Source organism: Nonomuraea sp. NPDC023979 (assembly GCF_040639085.1).
GTDB classification, from domain to species: Bacteria; Actinomycetota; Actinomycetes; order Streptosporangiales; family Streptosporangiaceae; genus Nonomuraea; species Nonomuraea ceibae.
In genome coordinates this window covers 470,111-488,108 of sequence record NZ_JBEZZG010000002.1, presented here as the reverse complement: position 1 = coordinate 488,108, position 17,998 = coordinate 470,111, and the positions used below count along the sequence as shown (strand labels likewise).

The window sequence follows — 17,998 nt, the reverse complement described above, 5'->3', positions numbered from 1 at the left end:
CCTCCGGTGTCAGCCAGCGGCCGTCGGCTCCTACCTGCCGTCGAAGATCTTGGAGTTGATCATGTCGACCTCGTGCATGTTCATCTTCGTGATGTCGATGTTGCTCTTCAGCAGGTCCACGAACTGCGACATGTCGTTCGCCTCGCGGTTCCACACCTGCCGGACCTCGTCGAACACGGTCTTGGCCGCACCCTGCCAGATCGCGCTCTTCTGCAGCAGCGCGGTCTCCAGCTCGTCGAGCACGGTGACCATCTCGTTGTGCGCCTTGGCGAAGGCCTCCTCGCCGCGGCCGAGGCCCGCGTAGTTGACAAGGGTCCTGTCGAAAGCGTCTTCTGCGGCCATCGCGGCCTCCAGTTCTGTGAGTAGGGGGTCAGCGGGGCGGCTGAGCGCTGATGAGGTTCGCGATGTGGTTCATCGCCTGCTGGCGCTCTTCGTTGAAGGCGGCGACGTTCTTGTTGGTCGTCCCGATGTTCGCGGCCAGCCGCTGCAGGCTCTGGAGGACGACGTCCATCCGCTCGTGCCACTTGATGAGGACGGCGGAAAAGGCGGCCTCCGACTGTCCGGCCCAGGAGACCTTGAGCTCGGCGCCCGCCGTGTCGAGGTTCCGCTGGACGGTGCGCAGCCGGGTGGCGGCCTCCTCGATGAGGTTGACGGCCGCGATGAGGTCGGACGCGCTTACTTGGGTCTGCGGCTCGGCGCCCACAGTGTCCCTCCCTTACCAGTTCGGCTGACTTGGGGCGTCAATCTGGTGTCGGCCCCTTGGTCACATTAGAGAACTATCGTCCCTAGAGTCGCACATGATCAAGTGAAAATCCCATATCCGTCAGGTGGATTCGTGGTGTATTCGCAGGACGTGCACGTTTGGGGCCATGACTGGGGAGATGGGGCTCTTGCCCGAAAAGCTGTACGGACCTGCGGGGCTGGCGTAGCGTATGGGGGCGATGTGACAAGGGGGGCTTGTGGCTGAACCGGATTCCTTCTCGGAGACTCTGCAAGGGCTGGGTGGCGCGGGGCTCCACCCCAGGACCAATGACCCCAAGTTCGTCATGCAGTACACCCGTGTCCGGGACATGGGCACCAACGTGGCGAGCTTCGGTCAGGACCTGACCGAGATGAGCAGCAAGACGCGGGCCATCGACATCACGGAGTTCTCCTTCGGGGTCATCGGCGGCGGGCTCAACGTCGCCCACCGCGCGGTTCGCGACCACGCCGCGGACGCCCTCAAGCAGGGCAAAGAGGTCCTGGAGTCGTGGCGGACCGCGATCAACACCGCCGCCGACAACGGCGAGACGGCCGACAAGGCCAGCAAGCCGCCCAAGCCGAAGGACGACGAGTTCAAGCTGCCCGGCGGGGGCATGAAGCCCATGGGCGGGGCCGGCGACCTGCCGTCGGGCCTCGGCCCCGGCGGCATGGATCCCCTGGACGGCCTGAAGAAGCCGGACGACCTGAACAAGGACGCCCTCGACGGCCTGGACAAGGACGCTCTCGACGACCTGAACAAGGATGCTCTCGACGGCCTGGACAAGGACGGCCTCGATGACATCAAGAAGCCGGACGACGGCCTGAAGCCCGACGACCTGGACGACCTCGAACGGCCGGGCCCCGACATGCCGGACCGGCCCGACATGAACCTCCCGCAGCAGCCCGACCCCGGCGGCGGGAACCCGCCCGACCTGAACGGGCTGAACCAGCCCACGGGCACCGACCTGGCCGGCGCCGACCCGCGCGTGCCCGGCCTGCCCAACTCCGGCCTCCCCAACGCCGGCCTGCCGAACCTGTCCGGCGGCCCCGACCCGCGCGCCGCGATGCCCCGCACGGGCTCCGGCTTTCCGGAGGGCTTCAGCTCGGGCATGTCCTCGGGCGGCTCGGGCGGGCTCCCGGGCGGGCCGGGCAGCATCGCCCGCGCGCTCAACACCGGGATGCCCCTCTACCCGCCGCCCATGGGAGGCGGCGCCGCGCCGTCCCGCGACGAGCAGGACCGCGAGAAGGGCCCGCTGCTTCCCGAGGACGAGGGCGTCTGGGGAGACGACGAGGACATCGCGCCGGCAGTGATCGGTGGAGAAGGGTAGCTGAGCTGATGGCCTACGAAAACGATCACAGGCTCATGATCTCGGCCGTGGCCGCCGTGGGCGCCGCCTCGGTGATCCTGCCGTACGCCCGCCCGATCGGGATGTTGATGTCCCTGCTCATCTCCGATCCCGCCGAGCAGGATCGGGGGGGCGACCAGTGGCTCGACAAGACCCCTGTGGACGTGGGGCCGGCGGTGGTGGGGCCCGTGGCAGCCGGCAGCAAGCAGGTCCCCGACGGGCGGAGCGCGCACGCGAACGGGGTCACCGACCTGGCCTACGTGCGGGCCGAGCTGAAGCGGCTGGGCAAGGAGATCGGCGAGAACGAGGGCTGGGAGGGCCGGGCGTACACGTCGTTCACCGAGAAGATCAACGTGCTCGACGGGCACCTGGCCAAGCTGGACCAGAACCGGGTGTCCGCCGGCAACGCGCTCAAGTGCTCAGCCGCGTGCTACCACGTCCTGACGCTGGTCTGTGACGCCATCGGGGTGATCCTGCTGGCGCTGGCGGGCTATGTGGCGATCATGCGGCCGACGCCGCCCCCGGCCAACGCGACGGCGGAGGCGACCGCGATCAGCATCGTCGCGCGGTTGCACTTCATGCTGCAGGGGATCATGACCAAGCACCGGAAGCTCATCTACAAGGCCACGCTCATCTTCGGCGCCCTGGCCGTCGGCTACAACCAGTTCTCCCAGGACCTGCCCGGCCTGCAGGCCCTTCCCTCGGAGAAGCCGAACCTGATGGAGGCCAGCGTCCTCTGGGACGCCGCCAAGTCCGACCTGACCGACAACCCGCAGGCGGAGCTCGACCCGGGCAAGATCGAGTCCCCCATGCCGGACTTCGGCTTCTGATCAGCCCGCGGCCGCGCCCACGGGCGTGAGCGCGGCCGCCGGGTCCAGCGGCGGTCCCTGGGGGATGCCGTGCATGAGGCTCGCCGGCACCGGCGCCACGTCGGCCGCGTCGTAGCCGAGCCTGCCGAGCACCTCGGCCGACGGCACCGGGTAGCGGATGCCCTGGTCGGTGATCAGCGACAGCGAGGCGTTCACCGCGCCGAGCTGCCCCTCGCCGGGCAGCAGCCCGGCGACCACCGCGCTCCCCGGCGGGAGCAGAACCTGGTCGAAGCGGTCCTGGTTGCCGGGGGTCGGCGGCGCCGGGATCGTCATCGTGCTGCCGACCGTCACCTTCGCCTTCACCGAGCCGGCCTGCGTGTCGGCGTGGACGAGGCAGAGCGGCACGGTGGCGGGCACGTTGATCGCGCGCGGCATGGTCGCGGGCAGGGTCGGGTCGAGCACGGTCTTCTTCGACGGTGACGCGTTGGCCGACGCGGCGTCGATGGGGATCTCCCTGGCGGCCCTGTTCCCGTACGCCTTCTTGCTGGCCGGGTCCTCCAGCAGGAGCCTGGCCTGCACGGCGGAGATCTGCGCCAGCCCGTCGGGGTACAGCACGTACCAGCGGGCGGCCGTGCCCTGCGCGGCCGGGACCGTGAACACCTGGCCGACCGCGGCGGTGACCTTGCCGCCCGAGCGCACCTTCCGGCCGCGGTAGGGCACGTCGGGGCCGTCGAAGTCGCGGCCGACGGGCAGCGCGTTGAGCCAGGCCGGGGGCACCTTCCTGGGCTGGGCGTCGAGCGCGCGCACGCCGTGCGCGGCCACCCGCATGCGGCGGTTGTTCCAGATCACCCAGTTCTGCCGGCCGTCGGTGACGACCAGGGCGTCGCCGCCGACCGGCCGCCCGCCGACGTCCTTGCCGCCCACGAGCGTCGTGTACGACTTCTGCCCGCCCGAGCCGGCGGGGCCGTCGACCACGCACACCGACCAGGGCGCCTTGACGAGCTTCTCCCGCACCGGCAGCGAGTCGGGGGCGCCCGAGATGCCGACCATCGGCCCGCGCGCGAAGTCGGCCAGCGAGGCCGAGGTCACGCTGCGGGTGGTGACCTCGCCGGAGCCGAGGATGAGCCGGGCCGAGGCGTAGTTCGCCACCGGCAGCAGCCGCCGCTGCTGCTGGCTGTAGACGTACGCGGCGCCGCTCTCCTCCTCGATGAGGAGCTGCCCCGGGTCGGTGAGCTTGGTGGCGTTGCCCGGGCTCACCAGCCCCCAGATGCCGAACACGGCCAGCACCAGCACGCCCACGAGGATGCCGCTGAACGTGGCCACGTTCTGGCGGCGCATGGGGGACTCCGGAACGTCAGGCTCGCCCTGCAGCAGCGCCATGCCGAGCCGCTGCTGCATCAGCCGGTGAGCTTGGTGGAGATCCTTGTTGGTCTGCATGCTGGGCCCGCGTATCCCCTCATCGGTACCTTTGGTCTCCAATATCCCAGCTTGCACACAGGCGTCGCACCTCACTCCCGCCGATTACTGTGACCTCCGTGGAACCAGCCAGCCCTTTCGAGGAACAGCTCTGGGCGGCGCACGAGGCCGGCCGGATCGACCTGTGCCTGAGCCTCCTGCGCGACGCCGACTTCGCGCTGCCGATCTCCGCCGCCGCGGCGGCCGGCGCCGAACCGCCCCGGTGGGCCACCTACACCGGCCCCGACCGCGTGTGGATGCTCGCCTACACCTCCGTCGAGGCCATGCGGGCGGCCGGCGTCGCCACCGAGCACTGGCGGGTCAGCTCGCTCCCCGAGATGGCCGCCGCCTGGCCCGACCCGCGCTGGGGGCTGGCGGTCAACGCGGGCCTGCCGGTGTGGTTCCCGCTGGAGTCGGGCACCGTGGCCCGGCTGGCCGTGCCCACGCTCGCCCAGGACCTCCTGATCGCGCCGGGGTCGGGCGTGCCCGTCATGCAGAAGGTGCTCGGCCCGGGCGACCTGGACGACCTGCTGACCGGCAACAGCTCGCGGGTGTCGGGCTACTGCCACCACGCCCTGGACGTCTCGCACATCGCCACGCCCACCGTGCTCGCCGAAGCGCTCGGCGCGACGGACAAGCTGACGCCCGAGGGCTCGCTCAACCTGCTGCGCTGGCGTCCGGCCGGCCTCAACCTCTACCGCACCCCGTACGGCGGCCTCGACGAGGAGGGACGTGACGCGGTGGCGGGCTGGGTCGTCGAGGAGCCGCCGTTCGCCGGGATGGGCCTGGTGCCCAACCCCGAGCTGCTCGTGCGCGAGTACAAGATCTACGGCGTCGGGCTGCCGCACGGCGCGGAGATCTGGGAGCTGACCGACGCCGGCACCGAGCACCGGCGCGCGCTCTACCACGGCGACCTGCGGCGCTGGCTGCTGACGGTGGCGGTGACGCCGTGAGCTGGCACCACTACCGCGCGCGCTGGCAGGGCGAGGACTTCGAGGCCAGCCCGGAGCCGCACTCGCTCGAACTGTGGATCAGGCTGCGCAGCGCCGAGCCGCGAGAGGGGTTCGAGGAGGTGGAGCCCGGCTGCCACGTGCTGCCGGTGCCGGCGGAGGAGTGCGAGGCGCTGCACTTCGTCATCACCGTGTGCGAGTGGCGCGGCGAGCCGTTCCACGTGCACGCCGAACGCGACGGCGAGCTGCTGCTGGAGTACGCGGGCGCGTCCGCGCCCCGGGCCGTCGAGCTGGGGCTGGACCGGATCGAACGGGGCGTCTACCGCCGCTGGGTGCCGCGCGCCGAGGCGGCCGATCTTCGTGAGGAGGCCGTGCCCCTCGACGAGATTGTCTAGCCGGGCTCTTGTTACTTGGTATTCATGTGACAGAAACTATCCATACAGTGCGATGTGTCGCATGTGGCGCTATTGGGTGGGAGTGTCATGGAGGCAGCGAGCCGCTCGGCTGCGGGGATGCAGGCATACGCCGACGAACTCAGGACGATGTTCATGCGCTTGCAGGACGAGGGCATGGAGCTGCACACGCGGGCCAAGGAGCTGCGCGTGACCGAGAAGTCGCCCGACGGCCTCGTCAGCGTGACCGTCGGCTCCCGGGGTGAGCTCGTCGGCCTCGACCTCGACCCCCGCGTCTACCGCCGCCCCGACGCCCGCCACCTGGCCGACACCATCGTGGAGACCACCCGCCGGGCCGAGGCGCGGCTGCGCGAGAGCATCGTGGAGATCTTCGCGCCCGTCGTGCCGCCCGAGCAGATGCGGGCCCACATCGACGGCGACGTCGAGGCGATCTTCCAGGTGTTCGCGGGTGAGGAGGGAGAGGCCCGATGAACATGTGGGACGAGTCCTCCGTCGTCAAGTCCGTCGTCGACCGCGGCATCACCGAGTGGAAGACGATGGCCGGCGACCAGGAGCGCGAGTGCGCCGACCTGATCGCCGAGGTGCAGAAGTGCCTGGACGCCCAGCCGTGGGGCACCGGCACCGAAGGCAAGGCCTTCCTCACCTCTCACGTGGGCGTCAACGGCGGACCCGAGACGATCACCAAGTGCAAGAAGCTCCTCAAGGAGATCGCCGACGCCGGTGACGCCGTCCGCATCGTCGTCGACAACACCCTCCAGGCGCACGCCGACATGGCGGCCGACCTGCGCCGCCAAAAAGCGATGATCGCGGAGGTGTGAGGGCGACGGACTGAACGGGAACATCCGTGACGACTGGTGGCAACGTCCACGTCCAGGGGCCCAGCGGCCTGCCCGCCCAGCACATCGCGGTGCGGATCGACCGGGACACCCAGCCCGTGTGGGAGACCGAGGTCTTCCCCGACTGGCTGAACTACTTCCTGCTGCCCATGCTGTCGGCCGGCCAGATGTGGCCGAGGGCCAGCGAGAAGGGCATGTCGGCGCTGGCCGTCGCGTACGAGAAGCTGGCCGAGGGCACCGACAAGCACGCCGTCGCCGCCGGCACCGCCGCGCGCACCATCGTCGACGGCATGTACGCGCCGCCGACCGCCGAGTTCGTCAACCGGGCCAAGTTCCTGTACGGCGAGAGCGCCGGGCTGGCCGGCGTGCACAAGAACTGCTGCGGCCACGCCTCCCACGCGAGCGACTTCGCTGTCGAGACCCAGTACTCCAAGATCTCGATCAACGTCGCCTTCTGGATCACGGTCGTCGCCATCGCCATCGCGGTCTACGTCTCGTTCTTCACCGCCGGGTCCGGCGCCCGGCTGATCGGGCCGTACTCGGCGGCCTGCCGCGCGGCCGTCAGCCGCATCCTGGCCCGCCTGGCCGCCGTCGGCGGGCGCAAGGCCGCCGCCGGACAGCTCGGCCGGGTCACGACGCTCAGCGGGGCCACCGGCAAGATCGTGCTCGCCCGGCTGCTGGCCAGCCCCCTCGGCCGCGAGCTCACCGAGGAGATGGGCGAAGAGGGCTTCATCGACTGGTTCACCCAGCGGATCCAGATCGACAAGGGCACCCGCAAGTTCTTCGACTGGGCGCGGTTCAAGGCCTCGCTGATCGGCGCCGGAGCCGGCGCGTGGATCGGCACGAAGGTCGCCGGGCCCCTCTCCCGCGTCACCCGGCGCGTGGGCGGCTTCGCCGGGAGGGCGCTCAACACCGGCCTCAACAACATGATCGCCTCGCCGCTCGGCAGCTTCGTCGCCAACGCCGCCGTCTACGGGCGGATGGAGAACCCGTTCACCGCCGAGGCGATGATGGGCGGGTTCCTCGGCGGCGTCGGCCGCACCGGCACCATCAGCCCGTTCAACCCGGACGTCCTGTCCGCACTGACCCACCCGACCAGCGCCCTGGCGTCCGCGCAGGACGCCGCCGCCCGCTCCGACGCGGCCCGCTCCGGCGGCACCCCGCCCGGGGGCGACCCCGGCAGCAACACCACGTCGTCCAACGGGCCCGCCAACGGCCCCGCCGGCCCCGCCCCGGCCGGGCCCGCGCCCTCAGCGCCGAACTCCACCACCACGCGGGGCGGCGCCCCGGCCGGGTCGTCCGCCTCGGACGGCGCCCGCTCCTCCGGCTCCGACACCGACACGCGGACCAACCGCTCGCAGGACGACAACGCGGCGGGCCGCCGCGGGCCCGCCACGCCCGACGCCGACTCCCGTACCCGCTCCTCGCAGCCCGCCCCCGACGAGGACCGGGAGGAGGAGCGGCAGCAGGAGCCCGCCGCGAACGCGGCCCCGGCGCCCACCGCGACCCCGGCCCCGACCGCCTCGACCAACTCCGCTGCGGCTCCGGCGTCCACCGACGACACGACCCCCGCCCCTGACGCGGCCCCCGCCCCAGACGAAGCCCTCGCTCCCGACGCGGCGCCCACTCCCGACGAGGCCCCCGCCCCGGACCCCGCCTCCACCCCGGAGGCCGCGCCCGCCGCCGAGGAGCGGGTGCCGGTCAAGGACGCGATTCCGGCCCCCGCCAACGCGCCCGCGCACGTCACCGGCGCGCACACCGCCCTGCTGGACGCGGCCGAGACGAGCTTCCCCACCATGCTCGCCACCCGAGGCGGCGACCTGGTCCTCAGCAAGGACGACAGCGAGCTGGTGATCCCCGCCTCCACGGTGAACGCCGTGCGGACCGCCCTGGAGGAGCGCGCCGCGCAGGGCGTCGACCAGGCCCGCCTGCGCATGGACGCGACCCTGCTCCTGGTCCAGGCCGCGAGCAGGCCCAGCATCGACACCGCCCCGCAAGCCCGTACGAACGAGGACGGGCCCCAGGCGGCACGCCCCACCCGGAGCAAGCCCGGCACCGTCACCTCGCGCGCCCTGCCCGGCACCCGCTTCGTCCCGGACGGCCGCACGGACGGCACCACGCTGACCGACGCCGAGGTGAAGGCGGGCGTGGACGCGCTGCGCCCCCACCACTTCCGCACCGAGGGCGTCACGGGCTGGAGCTGGTCCGCCGACGGCTCCACGCTGCTCGTGCGCACCCGCCAGGGCATCCACCACTTCCGCACGGTGATCGGCCGCCTCGACGCGTCCCTCATGGGCCGCACCGAGGTCAACGCCGGAACCAGCAGCGCCGAGGCGCACGTCGTCCACCTCGCCCGAGGCATGGCCGCCGACCAGGTGGCGCGCACCATGCTGCACGAGATCACCGACACCCTGCACCACCTGCATGCTCCGGAGAAGCAGGGGGTGGTGCGCCGGATGCTGTCACGCGGCAGGATGCGCGAGACGCAGGACCTGTGCGTGGCCGCCCGGATGAACGAGCTCGGCTACCTCGTCGAGCAGTGGCAGCAGGCCACCAACTCCCGAGAGCAGCGGAGGCTCGTCGCCGACATCGACGGGGTGATGGCCGACCTGGCCACGCGCGGCCACGCCGCGCCCCCGCTGCCCTTCACGCCCACCCCGGCCGAGCAGCCGCCGCGCGTGCCCGGCGTCCCCGACGGCACCCCCGACCTCCTGGAGATCCGCCGCCTGGTCGACTTCTTCCACCAGGCGGAGGACAACCTGACGCAGCAGGTCGCGTCCAAGAAGAAGACCGCCCAGGAGGCGCGGAACAAGGCCAAGGAGTCCGCCGAGGCGGCGAAGAAGGCCCGTAAGCAGCGCGACCAGGGCAAGCAGGTGCGCGTGCGCAAGGCCCTGGCCGAGGCGCAGAGCCACCGGGCCAAGGAGGCCAGGCACCTGCGGATGGCCGAGCGTTACGAGAGGACGCGGACCGCCGCCCAGGCGGCCGAGCGCGCGTACCGGACGCTGCGGGTGGATCCCAGCCAGGAGAACCTGGCGAAGGCCAGGCAGGCCCACCGGGCCTACCTGGTCGCCCGCGCCGCCGCCCAGCCGGCCGCCGTCAGCCGGACCACCGCGATGCCCACGTCCCGGATCGCCCACCTGACCAAGCTCACCGAGGCGGTCAACGAGCTGCTGGAGGGCAAGGGCGTCAGCCACCGCTACACCATCAACGAGCTCGAGACCGCGATCCGGCAGAACTTCCACAAGGTGCTGAGCGAGGACGGCCTCGTGCTGCGGCCCGGTGTCGGCAAGGACGCGGCCGAGGTGCGGCTCAAGCTCACGCTCGGCGACCTCGTCGAGGTGTTCGAGCCGTCCGTGATCGCCTCGGAGATCATGGTCGGCATGTTCGTCCTGGGCGGCCGGACGGTCAACGGCACCGCGGCCAACAGCGGCGGCCTGGCGCCGAACTTCGACACCGGCATCCTGACGCCGATGCTGCCCGAGGACTCGTTCCTGCAGATGGCCAACCAGTTCCTCGGTGCGGGATTCGGCGTCAACGCCGGCCGCAGCACGAGCGTCACCGGCGGCGCCGGCCCCGCCTTCCAGTCGGGCTCCGTCGTCGACAACCGCAGCGAGTCGATGCTGTACGAGGGCACGGCCACCTGGACGGCGGAGATCCGCGTGCCCGGCTCGCGCACCTGGGAGGGCCGCGTCACCGTGAGCTCCGGCGCTCCCGCCGACGCCGCCGGCCAGCGGGTGTGGTTCACGCACCCGCACGTCGAGCCGCCGCCCCGGAACGTCACCAGGATCGACCCCGACAAGCGCGACCCCGAGCTCCGGAACGTCACCGTCACCGGCATGACCGGTCTCGAAGGCGCCCTCGACATGGTCGCCGACCACCTCGGCGGCGACTACGCCACGGTCGGCTCCATCGCGCACCACAACCTGCGCACGACCCTCGTCGACGAGCTGCCGATGGCGCTGCGCGAGGCGGTCAACGGCGGGTTCAGGCGGCCTCTCACCGTCGGCGGACGCACCGACGTGCGCATCAGGGTCGACACCAGGATCGTCCAGGTCCCTGACAGCCCGCTGGTGGGCCAGCCCAGCTCGGACGAGTGGGAGGAGGAGGTGCTCATCGACTTCGCCAACGTCCCCGGCGGGGCGTCGGCGGGCGGCTCCACCGGCCTCAGTGCCTCAGCCAAGCTCAAGATCCACCGGCTTGAGGACCTCGACGTCCTGGGGCCCCTGGGCGAGTTCGAGCCTTCCATCAACCCCAAGGCCGAAACCGGAAGATCGGCCTCGCACTCCCACTCGTCGACCGCCAACCAGCAGGCCATCCACCCGAGCGTGCACCGCAAGAAGGGCCCGCGGCAGTCGTACAAGCTCATGCTGGTCCACTCGATCACCGTCGAGCGCCCCGGCCAGGCCCCCGTCACCCTCCCGGACGTCGACAGCACCGCGCTGGTCGCCATGCAGGAGTCGGCCGCCTACCGGTTCGGCCTGCCCGTCGACGAGGGCGCGCTCCTCCGCAAGGACGGCAAGGTGGTGATCGGGGCCGACGGCATCCCGGTGCTGCGCGGCGACCCCATCCCCGAGGTGCCCGAAGGCCGCACGGCCGGGCTGCCCCCCACGATGGGCGACCAGCCCGGCCAGCTCCGCGGCGCCGGCCCGGCCCTCGTTCAGGAGGTCCTCGGGATGGACGAGGTCGCCCAGGACGTCCTGAGCGACCTCGGCGAGCGCGGCGTGGTGCCGAAGATCGTGAACGGCGAGTTCGTGTTCTCGGACAACGAGCTGGAGCTCGCGAGCCAGATCCACAACCTGCGCGAGGTCCTCACCCAGCTGTCGGCCCGGCGCATGCAGGCCGGCTACGACCAGGCGGCGCAGGACGGCCTGCACTTCGACCTGGTACGGCACCGCCCCAACCGCACCTCCGAGCACTACACCGTGCACATCCAGCTCAAGCAGGACTTCAAGGACTTCACCTACATCGGCTACACCGACGCGGAGGCGGTGGTCTACCTCGACATCGGCTCCGACACCTCCGGGCGCGGCTTCACCCGGTCCAGGACGTACCCCGGCAAGGTCGGGCTCGCCGAGAGCGACGCACCCGGGGAGGGCCAGAACGGCTTCGGCCACGAGGTCAACGGCAGCTACAGCCGTGGATACAACCGGAACGTCGGCTCCAGCCACGGCGGCACGCAGAACATCGTGACGCTGGGCGAGAGCGGCGACATCGTCGGCGTGTACACCATGCGGCACCGCGTGATCGTCGAGCTGGAGCACAACGGCAAGCGCGAGCAGATCTCCTCCCGCAAGGGCGAGGCCAAGCTCGTCATCGCCGCCGACCTCATGCCCGCGAAGAACGCGAAGAAGGCGCCGGTGGGCAAGCTGTCCGCCAAGGTGCTGGCGCGGACCAAGATGCTGCACCTCGACCCCGGCAACGCGCTGGCCGCCGCCCGGGAGGTGCTGCCGAGGGCCATGCGCAGCGACTCGCCCGCCTTCCACCACTTCGCGGGCCTGGTCAACATGCGCAACCTCGCCGGGCACCGCGAGTGGGAGGACGACGCGTACGGCAGCGAAACCGGCATCCGCACCCGCGGCACCACCACCCGCTCCTCCCTGTCCGTGAAGGGCGAGTACGGCGCCGCCGAGGTGGTCGGCGTCGTCGACCACGTCAGCGGCGACATCAAGTTCGGCATGGGCAGCGCGGGCGTCAGCTACGGCGGGTCCGTGAGCCGGAACACGAGCCTGTCCGCGAGCGGGACCGACCACGACGACGGCGGCACCACCAACGACGGCGGCAAGCTGTCGCTCCCCTCCGTCTCCAAGTCGACGTCCACCTCGATCTCGCAGCTCGACATCTGGGGCACCGAGGAACTCACGATCGAGACCGGCCGGCACTACGTCATCCGCGCCGACGTCGGCTTCACGTACACCGGCAACGAGACCGTCCCCGACGGGGTCACGCCCAGGGCCGCCCGCCCGGCCCACAGCCGCGGCGCCGCCCTGCTGACGATCCCCGAGTACGACGCCCTGCTCCTGTACTCCGACGACGACCTCGACCTGCCGCTGCACCTCGTGGCCGACGCGGTCGAGCGGTTCATCAACGGCAGCCTCACCCTGGACCGGACCCTCGCCACCGCGCTCCTCACGCGCTACACCAAGGCCCTGGCCGACGCCCGCGCCGCCGGGGAGGACCTCGGCCTGGCCGAACAGCACACCCCGCACGCCCTCCTCACCGCGCTCAGGAAGGTCGTCGAACCGCAGCAGCCAGCCAAGCAGCGGCGCAAGGGCAAGGGGCAGACGGCGCAGAGCGGGCCCAGCGGGCACCAGTCCACGCAGAACCAGAGCACGCCGCAGCGTGAGCGGCGCATGCCCATGCACAAGCAGCTCGCCCGCCTGCTGTCGCGAGCCAGGGACCTCATCCAGCAGAGCCGCGAAGTCGTGCTGGCCCGGCCCTACCAGAACGGGATGGGACTCAGCCTCATGGAGTCCCTCACCGCCAAGGACAAGAGCGGCAAACGCGTACAGCTCCGCGACGAAGTCCTCAACATGCTCGAAGAGGTCGCGCCCGAGGTGCTGAAGGCCGCCCCCACCCTGCGCAGGGAAGTGGCGGTCGACTTCGCCCGCACCCGCACCGAGATCCGCGTCAACGACATGTGGAGCCGGAACGGCTACAGCAAGACCTACAACGCGCTCGGCGACCTGGCCAGCGGGGTCGCCGAGGAGGTCACGGTCAGGGTGCGGATGGTGCCCAAGCACGGCGCCGACCGCGCCGAGCTGATCGGCCACACCGACGCCGCCGGCGCCATCAAGCAGTTCTACCGCTACACCGACGTCACCGAGTCCGAAGGGTTCAACGGCTCCCACGCCTTCGGCGTCGACTTCAGCGGCAAAGAGGAGACCGACACCGGCGGCGTCAGCGCCTCGACCGACCTCACGCAATCCTTCGGCGGGACGCGCAGCCGGCAGATCGTGCGGCTCCAGCGCATCTCCCTGTTCCGCGGCCTCGACCGGGTGCGGCAGGAGATGGACCTCGTCGTCGAGATCGAACGGAGACCGCTGCCCGGTGGCAAGGTCCGCTCGGTCGCCCAGAAGGCGAGCGGCGCCGTCAGCCGCAAGACCCGCGAGGTACGGCGCACGTACGACGCGGTCGTGGTGCGCCGCATCCCCACCGGCATGATCCGGCCCGCCGACGCGAACGTGACGGAGGCCCCGCCGGTCATCGACCCCCGCCGCGCCGAACTGCCCCGCGGGTACTTCCCGGAGTCGCTGTTCACCGACGCCGGCAAGCCGACGCTGCTGGAGGTCGTCAGCGGCCAACTGGAGAAGATGGTCGGCCGCGCCACCGTGGCCGCGCGCATGGGCGAACTGACCAGCCGCCTGTCCGTGGACGCGCTGATCAGCGTGTTCGAGCGCATGTCCAGGCCCGGCGGCGAGGTGGTCGTGCCCCTGGGCCGGCAGGGCGCCCGCAACCAGGGCGTCGACGTGACCATCGAGGCGCACACCTCCGACATGCAGGTCTACAGCGGCCCGTTCACGGGCGAGAAGGGCGAGGTCGACCGCGAGGCGACCAGCATGAGCGTGACCGTGGGCCGCGGCCGCTTCGCCCCTATGAGCGGAGGCGCCAACGGCGGCATGATCCCCGAGGCGGGGATCGGCCTCGGCGCGTCCCTGGGCGAGCAGTCCGCGGAAAGCGTCACCGAAACCAGCGGCGGCCGCGTCGAACGCAGCGAGTTCCGCAACGGGGCGCTCTACACCGTCCGCCTCCGCGTCGACTACGACCTCACCTTCCAGCACGTACGCCGCCTGCCCGGCGGCCCGCCCACCCCCATCGGCGACGCCGTCACCATGCGGCACGCCACCGGCGGCGAGATCTTCGTGACCCTCTTCGGCGAGGAGATCAACGAGATGCGGGCGCGCATGGAGGCGGGCATCCGCGTCGCCCCGCCGTCCTCCGTCCGCGAGACGTTCCGCGCCACGGGCACCCGCCAAGGGCTGATCCCGCAGCTCACCGACGCCCGCCTGGAAGCGCGCGACCGCGGCGCCGTCGCCGTCGTCACCGTGACCGAGAACGGGGTCCCGCGCCGCTACTACGCCCACCCCGACGGCTCCGTACGCAGCGAGACCTTCGACGGCGGGTTCGCCGAGGCGTTCGCCACCCTGCCCCCCGACGTGCTCACCCTGGCCGAGAGCACCGGCCTCGACCTGCGCGCCGTCTTCGACACCTCGCAGGACCCGGGCACGTTCACCGACCAGGTGCTCAAGGCCCTGGAGAACAACGGGCACAACCGCCCCGCCGAGCCCAAGCCCGTCTACCCCTACAAGGCAGCCGCCGCGGAGAACCCGGCCGCCGCGGCCGGCACGCCCGGCGGCGGCTCCGCCACCTCACCCTCGTCCGGCCCCGGCACCTCTGTGACCTCGCCCGAGCTCCCCGCCACACCCCTCGACGCCGCCGCCCGGCCCGACGGGACCGAGGACCTCTCCCTGACCGAGATCCAGGCCCAGAACGTGTCGCTGACCGACTTCGGCGGCGCCGTCCGCAGCCTCACCTGGTCCGGCGACACGCTCCAGGTCGAACTGCCGTCCGGCGCCGTCCACCACGTGCGCGTGACCGTCGGCGACCCCGGCCGGGGCCTGACCGGCCGTACGCACCTCCGCACCGGCACCACCGCCGACGAAGCGCACGTCATGGTCCTCGCCCCGCGCCTCCACCCGGACGTCGTGTCGTCCGTCCTGGTGCACGAGATCACCCACCTCGCCCAGGACGGCGCCGCCCGCGCCGCCGGCCGGCCCCAGGGCGTCGTCCGCTCCTTCCTCGCCGCCCTCTCCTCTCGTGGCGAGCCGGTCGTCGACCACTGCCTGACGCCGCGCCTCAACGAGCACGCCCACCTGTCCCGCAAGTGGCACGCCGCCACCGACACGCCGACCCGAGACCGCCTCGCCCAGGCGATCGACGCCGTCGCCGCCGACCTCACCCGCCGCGGCCACACCCCGCCCCCGGCGCCCTGGGCCGGCGCCCCCCAACCCCGCAGCCGGATAGCGAGCCTCCTCAACTGGGGCGCCACCACCGCACCCGCCCCCGCCCCCGTCAGCCTGGCGACGCTTCCGCTGACGGCCGTCGTCCGCGCGGTCGAACGAGGCGCGGCGATCGCCGGCGCCCGCGCCCACCACCACGGCGACGGCCGGATCACCCTGGAGATCCCCGGCCGCCCCCCGACCGACCTCCAGATCCGCCCCGCGACCCCAACCCCCCGCATCCCCGGCGCCCCCACCCCGAACGGCACCCAGGACCCCGCAGCCTCCCCGAACGACACCCGGGCCTCAGGAGCCTCCGCGAACGGCACCCAAGCCCCCGGAGTCGGTACGAACGGCACCCAGGCCGCCGGAGTCGGTACGAACGGCTCCCAAGCCCCCGCAACCGCCCCGAACGGCTCCCGGACCCCCGGGGACATGCCGAGCAACCCCCTGGTCATCGAGCTCGACCCGTACGCCACGGTGGACGTCAGCGAGCGCGCCGCGGCAGCCATCGCGGCCGGGGCGGCGGCCCGGGCGGCCGGCGACCCCCGGATGGCCGCCCACTTCCAGGCCGTCGCCCAGCTTGCCGAAGCCGCACGCCAGGTCCGCACCTCCATCCCCGCCGAGCGCTCGGCCCGCATCGACACCCTGCTCACCCTCGCCGCGCGCGCCGACATCAGCTACGCGATCCCGCCCAGCCTCGCCGCCGAGCTGATCGCCCTCATGAAGGACACGCCCAAACGCCACCGCAGCGAGAAGTGGCGCCCCTACCGCAAGCTCACGAACGTCACCGGCTGGTACCCGGACTGGGAGGAATGCGACTGCCGCGACGACGAGCCGTGCCAGTGTGCTCCGACCCCCGTGGCGACGGCATGATGGGACCCCGGGACCTCCGGGACCGGGACCCCCGGGATCGGGACTTCCGGGATCGGGACTTCCGGGATCGGGACTTCCGGGATCGGGACTTCCGGGACCGGGACCTCCGAGACCGGGACCTCCGAGATCGGGACCCCCGAGATCGGGACCCCCGGGACCGAGACCCCCGGGACCCCCGGGACCGGGACCCGCGGGACGAAAGGACGGCGATGGCATTCGCGGTGGCACGCACCAGGGACGAGGCGCACCTCTACCTCGACCTGCACCCGTGCGAGACGTGCGGTTCTGCGGAAACCACCTGGGACAGCGGCCTGACCACGGTCGACGGCACGCTGGTCAGCCGCTACGCCGGCGACTGCGGCGAGTGCGGCACGAGCCGCGAGTTCCTCTTCGGCCTGCCGGAACGCCCGATCCCGCCCGACGGCTATCCGACGTTCGGCGCCGCCGAGCCCTCCGAACTCCTCGACGCCGGCGAATGGCTCTGGGTCGCCGACCTCACGGCCGGCCACGTGCCCGCCGACGACCGGGCCGAAGCCCACCGCGCCCTGTCCATCGCGGCCGCCGCCGTCGGCGAGGCCATCAAGTTCGTCCCGCCCGGCCAGGACGAGGTGCCCGACGACGCGTTCTGGTCCGAGCGCGGCCTGGAGATGCGCGCCGCCGAACCCGGCCGCTTCCACCTCGACCGCCTCCTCATCGTCCGCGACACCTACCGCGACCTGGCGGCCCAGCATGCCTGACTACGCCCGCTCCCTGGTTGAGGCGTACGTCTACCTCGACATCACCAGCCCCGGAGCCGAACGCGTCGTCACCGAGCAGGACGACGACTGGCTCGTCCGCGCGGGCGACGCCGAGATCGTCGTCCCCTTCGTCTCGGAAGAAGAGGCCCGCCTCGAGGACGCCACCTTCGGCCTGGGCCTCTCCGAGCTGATCGACCTGGGCCAATGGGTCCTCATCGCCGCCACGTACGCGGACCGCGCCCTGGAAGGCGGCCTCCTCTACTCCGCCGACACCACCGTCGACGAGCGCTACCACGACGTCGTCGCCGACTGGCGCTTCGCCGCCGACGCCGTCGCCGAGGCGCTCAAGTTCGTCCGCTCCGACGGCACCCCGCCCCCGCCGGAGGCGTTCTGGACCGACATGGGCAGAGCGGCGTACGAGGACAACCCCGAACGCTTCACGTACGAGGCTCTGGTGGACGACCTCGCCTACTACCGCGACAGCCTCACCAACTTCCAACGCCTCCACCAACCCCCCGACCAGTAACCCGCCTCCCACCCTCCCCACCGCCCGCCCTCCGCCTCGGGCCTCCGCCTCGGGCCTCCGCCTCGGGCCTCCGCCTCGGGTCTCCGCCTCGCGCCCGCTACGGGTCCTTCGCCACGGCCCTTTGCCCCTGCCCCCTGCCACGGGCCCCGCCGCCGGACACGCTGTCACTGGACGCCCTGCCACCGGGTGTGGCTTTCTGGCGGGAGGCTGCCATTGGCAGAGCTTCCCGTGCGCGCTGCCAGCGCCCCGGCCCCTTGACCGACGCCCCGTCAGTGGACGGGCCTGCGCCGGCACGCTGTCCACGGGGTGGGCC

Annotated in this window: 12 protein-coding genes; 9 read left to right on the top strand and 3 right to left on the bottom strand. The window is 72.0% G+C overall.

The features are described from left to right. Positions 1–30: 30 nt before the first annotated feature. The gene (locus AB0G11_RS05545) at positions 31–342 is read right to left on the bottom strand and encodes a WXG100 family type VII secretion target (protein ID WP_219499854.1); all 312 of its coding nucleotides are present in this window, start codon (positions 340–342) and stop codon (positions 31–33) included. 28 nt (positions 343–370) lie between these two features. After that, entirely contained in the window at positions 371–703 is a 333-nt protein-coding gene (locus tag AB0G11_RS05540; protein ID WP_219499852.1) for a WXG100 family type VII secretion target, read from the bottom strand. 343 nt (positions 704–1,046) lie between these two features. On the opposite strand from AB0G11_RS05540, the gene AB0G11_RS05535 reads away from it, so the two are divergent. Both AB0G11_RS05535 and AB0G11_RS05530 read left to right on the top strand, forming a co-directional pair. Next, positions 1,047–2,069, top strand: a complete 1,023-nt coding sequence (locus AB0G11_RS05535; RefSeq protein ID WP_357584126.1) for a hypothetical protein — start codon at positions 1,047–1,049, stop codon at positions 2,067–2,069. Between the two features lie 35 nt (positions 2,070–2,104). Beyond that, the gene (locus tag AB0G11_RS05530; protein WP_219499846.1) at positions 2,105–2,917 is read left to right on the top strand and encodes a hypothetical protein; all 813 of its coding nucleotides are present in this window, start codon (positions 2,105–2,107) and stop codon (positions 2,915–2,917) included. Here AB0G11_RS05530 and eccB read toward each other — a convergent pair whose 3' ends face one another. After that, on the bottom strand, positions 2,918–4,333 hold the full coding sequence (eccB, locus tag AB0G11_RS05525; RefSeq protein ID WP_357584124.1) for a type VII secretion protein EccB: 1,416 nt from the start codon (positions 4,331–4,333) through the stop codon (positions 2,918–2,920). A gap of 98 nt (positions 4,334–4,431) precedes the next feature. Here eccB and AB0G11_RS05520 point away from each other — a divergent pair, with 98 nt between their 5' ends. From AB0G11_RS05520 to AB0G11_RS05490, 7 genes are all read left to right on the top strand, one after another. Beyond that, positions 4,432–5,304 (top strand): SseB family protein, encoded by an 873-nt coding sequence (locus AB0G11_RS05520; RefSeq protein ID WP_246643774.1) that lies wholly within the window; start codon positions 4,432–4,434, stop codon positions 5,302–5,304. Continuing rightward, positions 5,301–5,696, top strand: a complete 396-nt coding sequence (locus AB0G11_RS05515; protein WP_219499842.1) for a hypothetical protein — start codon at positions 5,301–5,303, stop codon at positions 5,694–5,696. The genes AB0G11_RS05520 and AB0G11_RS05515 overlap by 4 nt, the downstream gene beginning before the upstream one ends. A 153-nt stretch (positions 5,697–5,849) precedes the next feature. Continuing rightward, the gene (locus tag AB0G11_RS05510) at positions 5,850–6,185 is read left to right on the top strand and encodes a YbaB/EbfC family nucleoid-associated protein (RefSeq protein ID WP_246643772.1); all 336 of its coding nucleotides are present in this window, start codon (positions 5,850–5,852) and stop codon (positions 6,183–6,185) included. Then, the gene (locus tag AB0G11_RS05505; protein ID WP_219499838.1) at positions 6,182–6,532 is read left to right on the top strand and encodes a hypothetical protein; all 351 of its coding nucleotides are present in this window, start codon (positions 6,182–6,184) and stop codon (positions 6,530–6,532) included. Before AB0G11_RS05510 ends, AB0G11_RS05505 begins: the two co-directional genes overlap by 4 nt. 26 nt (positions 6,533–6,558) lie before the next feature. After that, the gene (locus tag AB0G11_RS05500; RefSeq protein WP_357584122.1) at positions 6,559–16,422 is read left to right on the top strand and encodes a hypothetical protein; all 9,864 of its coding nucleotides are present in this window, start codon (positions 6,559–6,561) and stop codon (positions 16,420–16,422) included. 209 nt (positions 16,423–16,631) lie between these two features. Further along, entirely contained in the window at positions 16,632–17,159 is a 528-nt protein-coding gene (locus AB0G11_RS05495) for a hypothetical protein (RefSeq protein WP_219499835.1), read from the top strand. After that, positions 17,152–17,685 (top strand): hypothetical protein, encoded by a 534-nt coding sequence (locus AB0G11_RS05490; protein ID WP_219499833.1) that lies wholly within the window; start codon positions 17,152–17,154, stop codon positions 17,683–17,685. The genes AB0G11_RS05495 and AB0G11_RS05490 overlap by 8 nt, the downstream gene beginning before the upstream one ends. Positions 17,686–17,998 lie beyond the last annotated feature (313 nt).

Excerpts from the sequence above, each read along its gene's own strand:
- AB0G11_RS05545 (WP_219499854.1), bottom strand. The coding sequence starts at position 342 with ATGGCCGCAGAAGACGCTTTCGACAGGACCCTTGTCAACTACGCGGGC.
- AB0G11_RS05535 (WP_357584126.1), top strand. The coding sequence starts at position 1,047 with ATGCAGTACACCCGTGTCCGGGACATGGGCACCAACGTGGCGAGCTTC.
- AB0G11_RS05530 (WP_219499846.1), top strand. The coding sequence starts at position 2,105 with ATGATCTCGGCCGTGGCCGCCGTGGGCGCCGCCTCGGTGATCCTGCCG.
- eccB (WP_357584124.1), bottom strand. The coding sequence starts at position 4,333 with ATGCAGACCAACAAGGATCTCCACCAAGCTCACCGGCTGATGCAGCAG.
- AB0G11_RS05510 (WP_246643772.1), top strand. The coding sequence starts at position 5,850 with ATGCGCTTGCAGGACGAGGGCATGGAGCTGCACACGCGGGCCAAGGAG.
- AB0G11_RS05505 (WP_219499838.1), top strand. The coding sequence starts at position 6,182 with ATGAACATGTGGGACGAGTCCTCCGTCGTCAAGTCCGTCGTCGACCGC.
- AB0G11_RS05495 (WP_219499835.1), top strand. The coding sequence starts at position 16,632 with ATGGCATTCGCGGTGGCACGCACCAGGGACGAGGCGCACCTCTACCTC.
- AB0G11_RS05490 (WP_219499833.1), top strand. The coding sequence starts at position 17,152 with ATGCCTGACTACGCCCGCTCCCTGGTTGAGGCGTACGTCTACCTCGAC.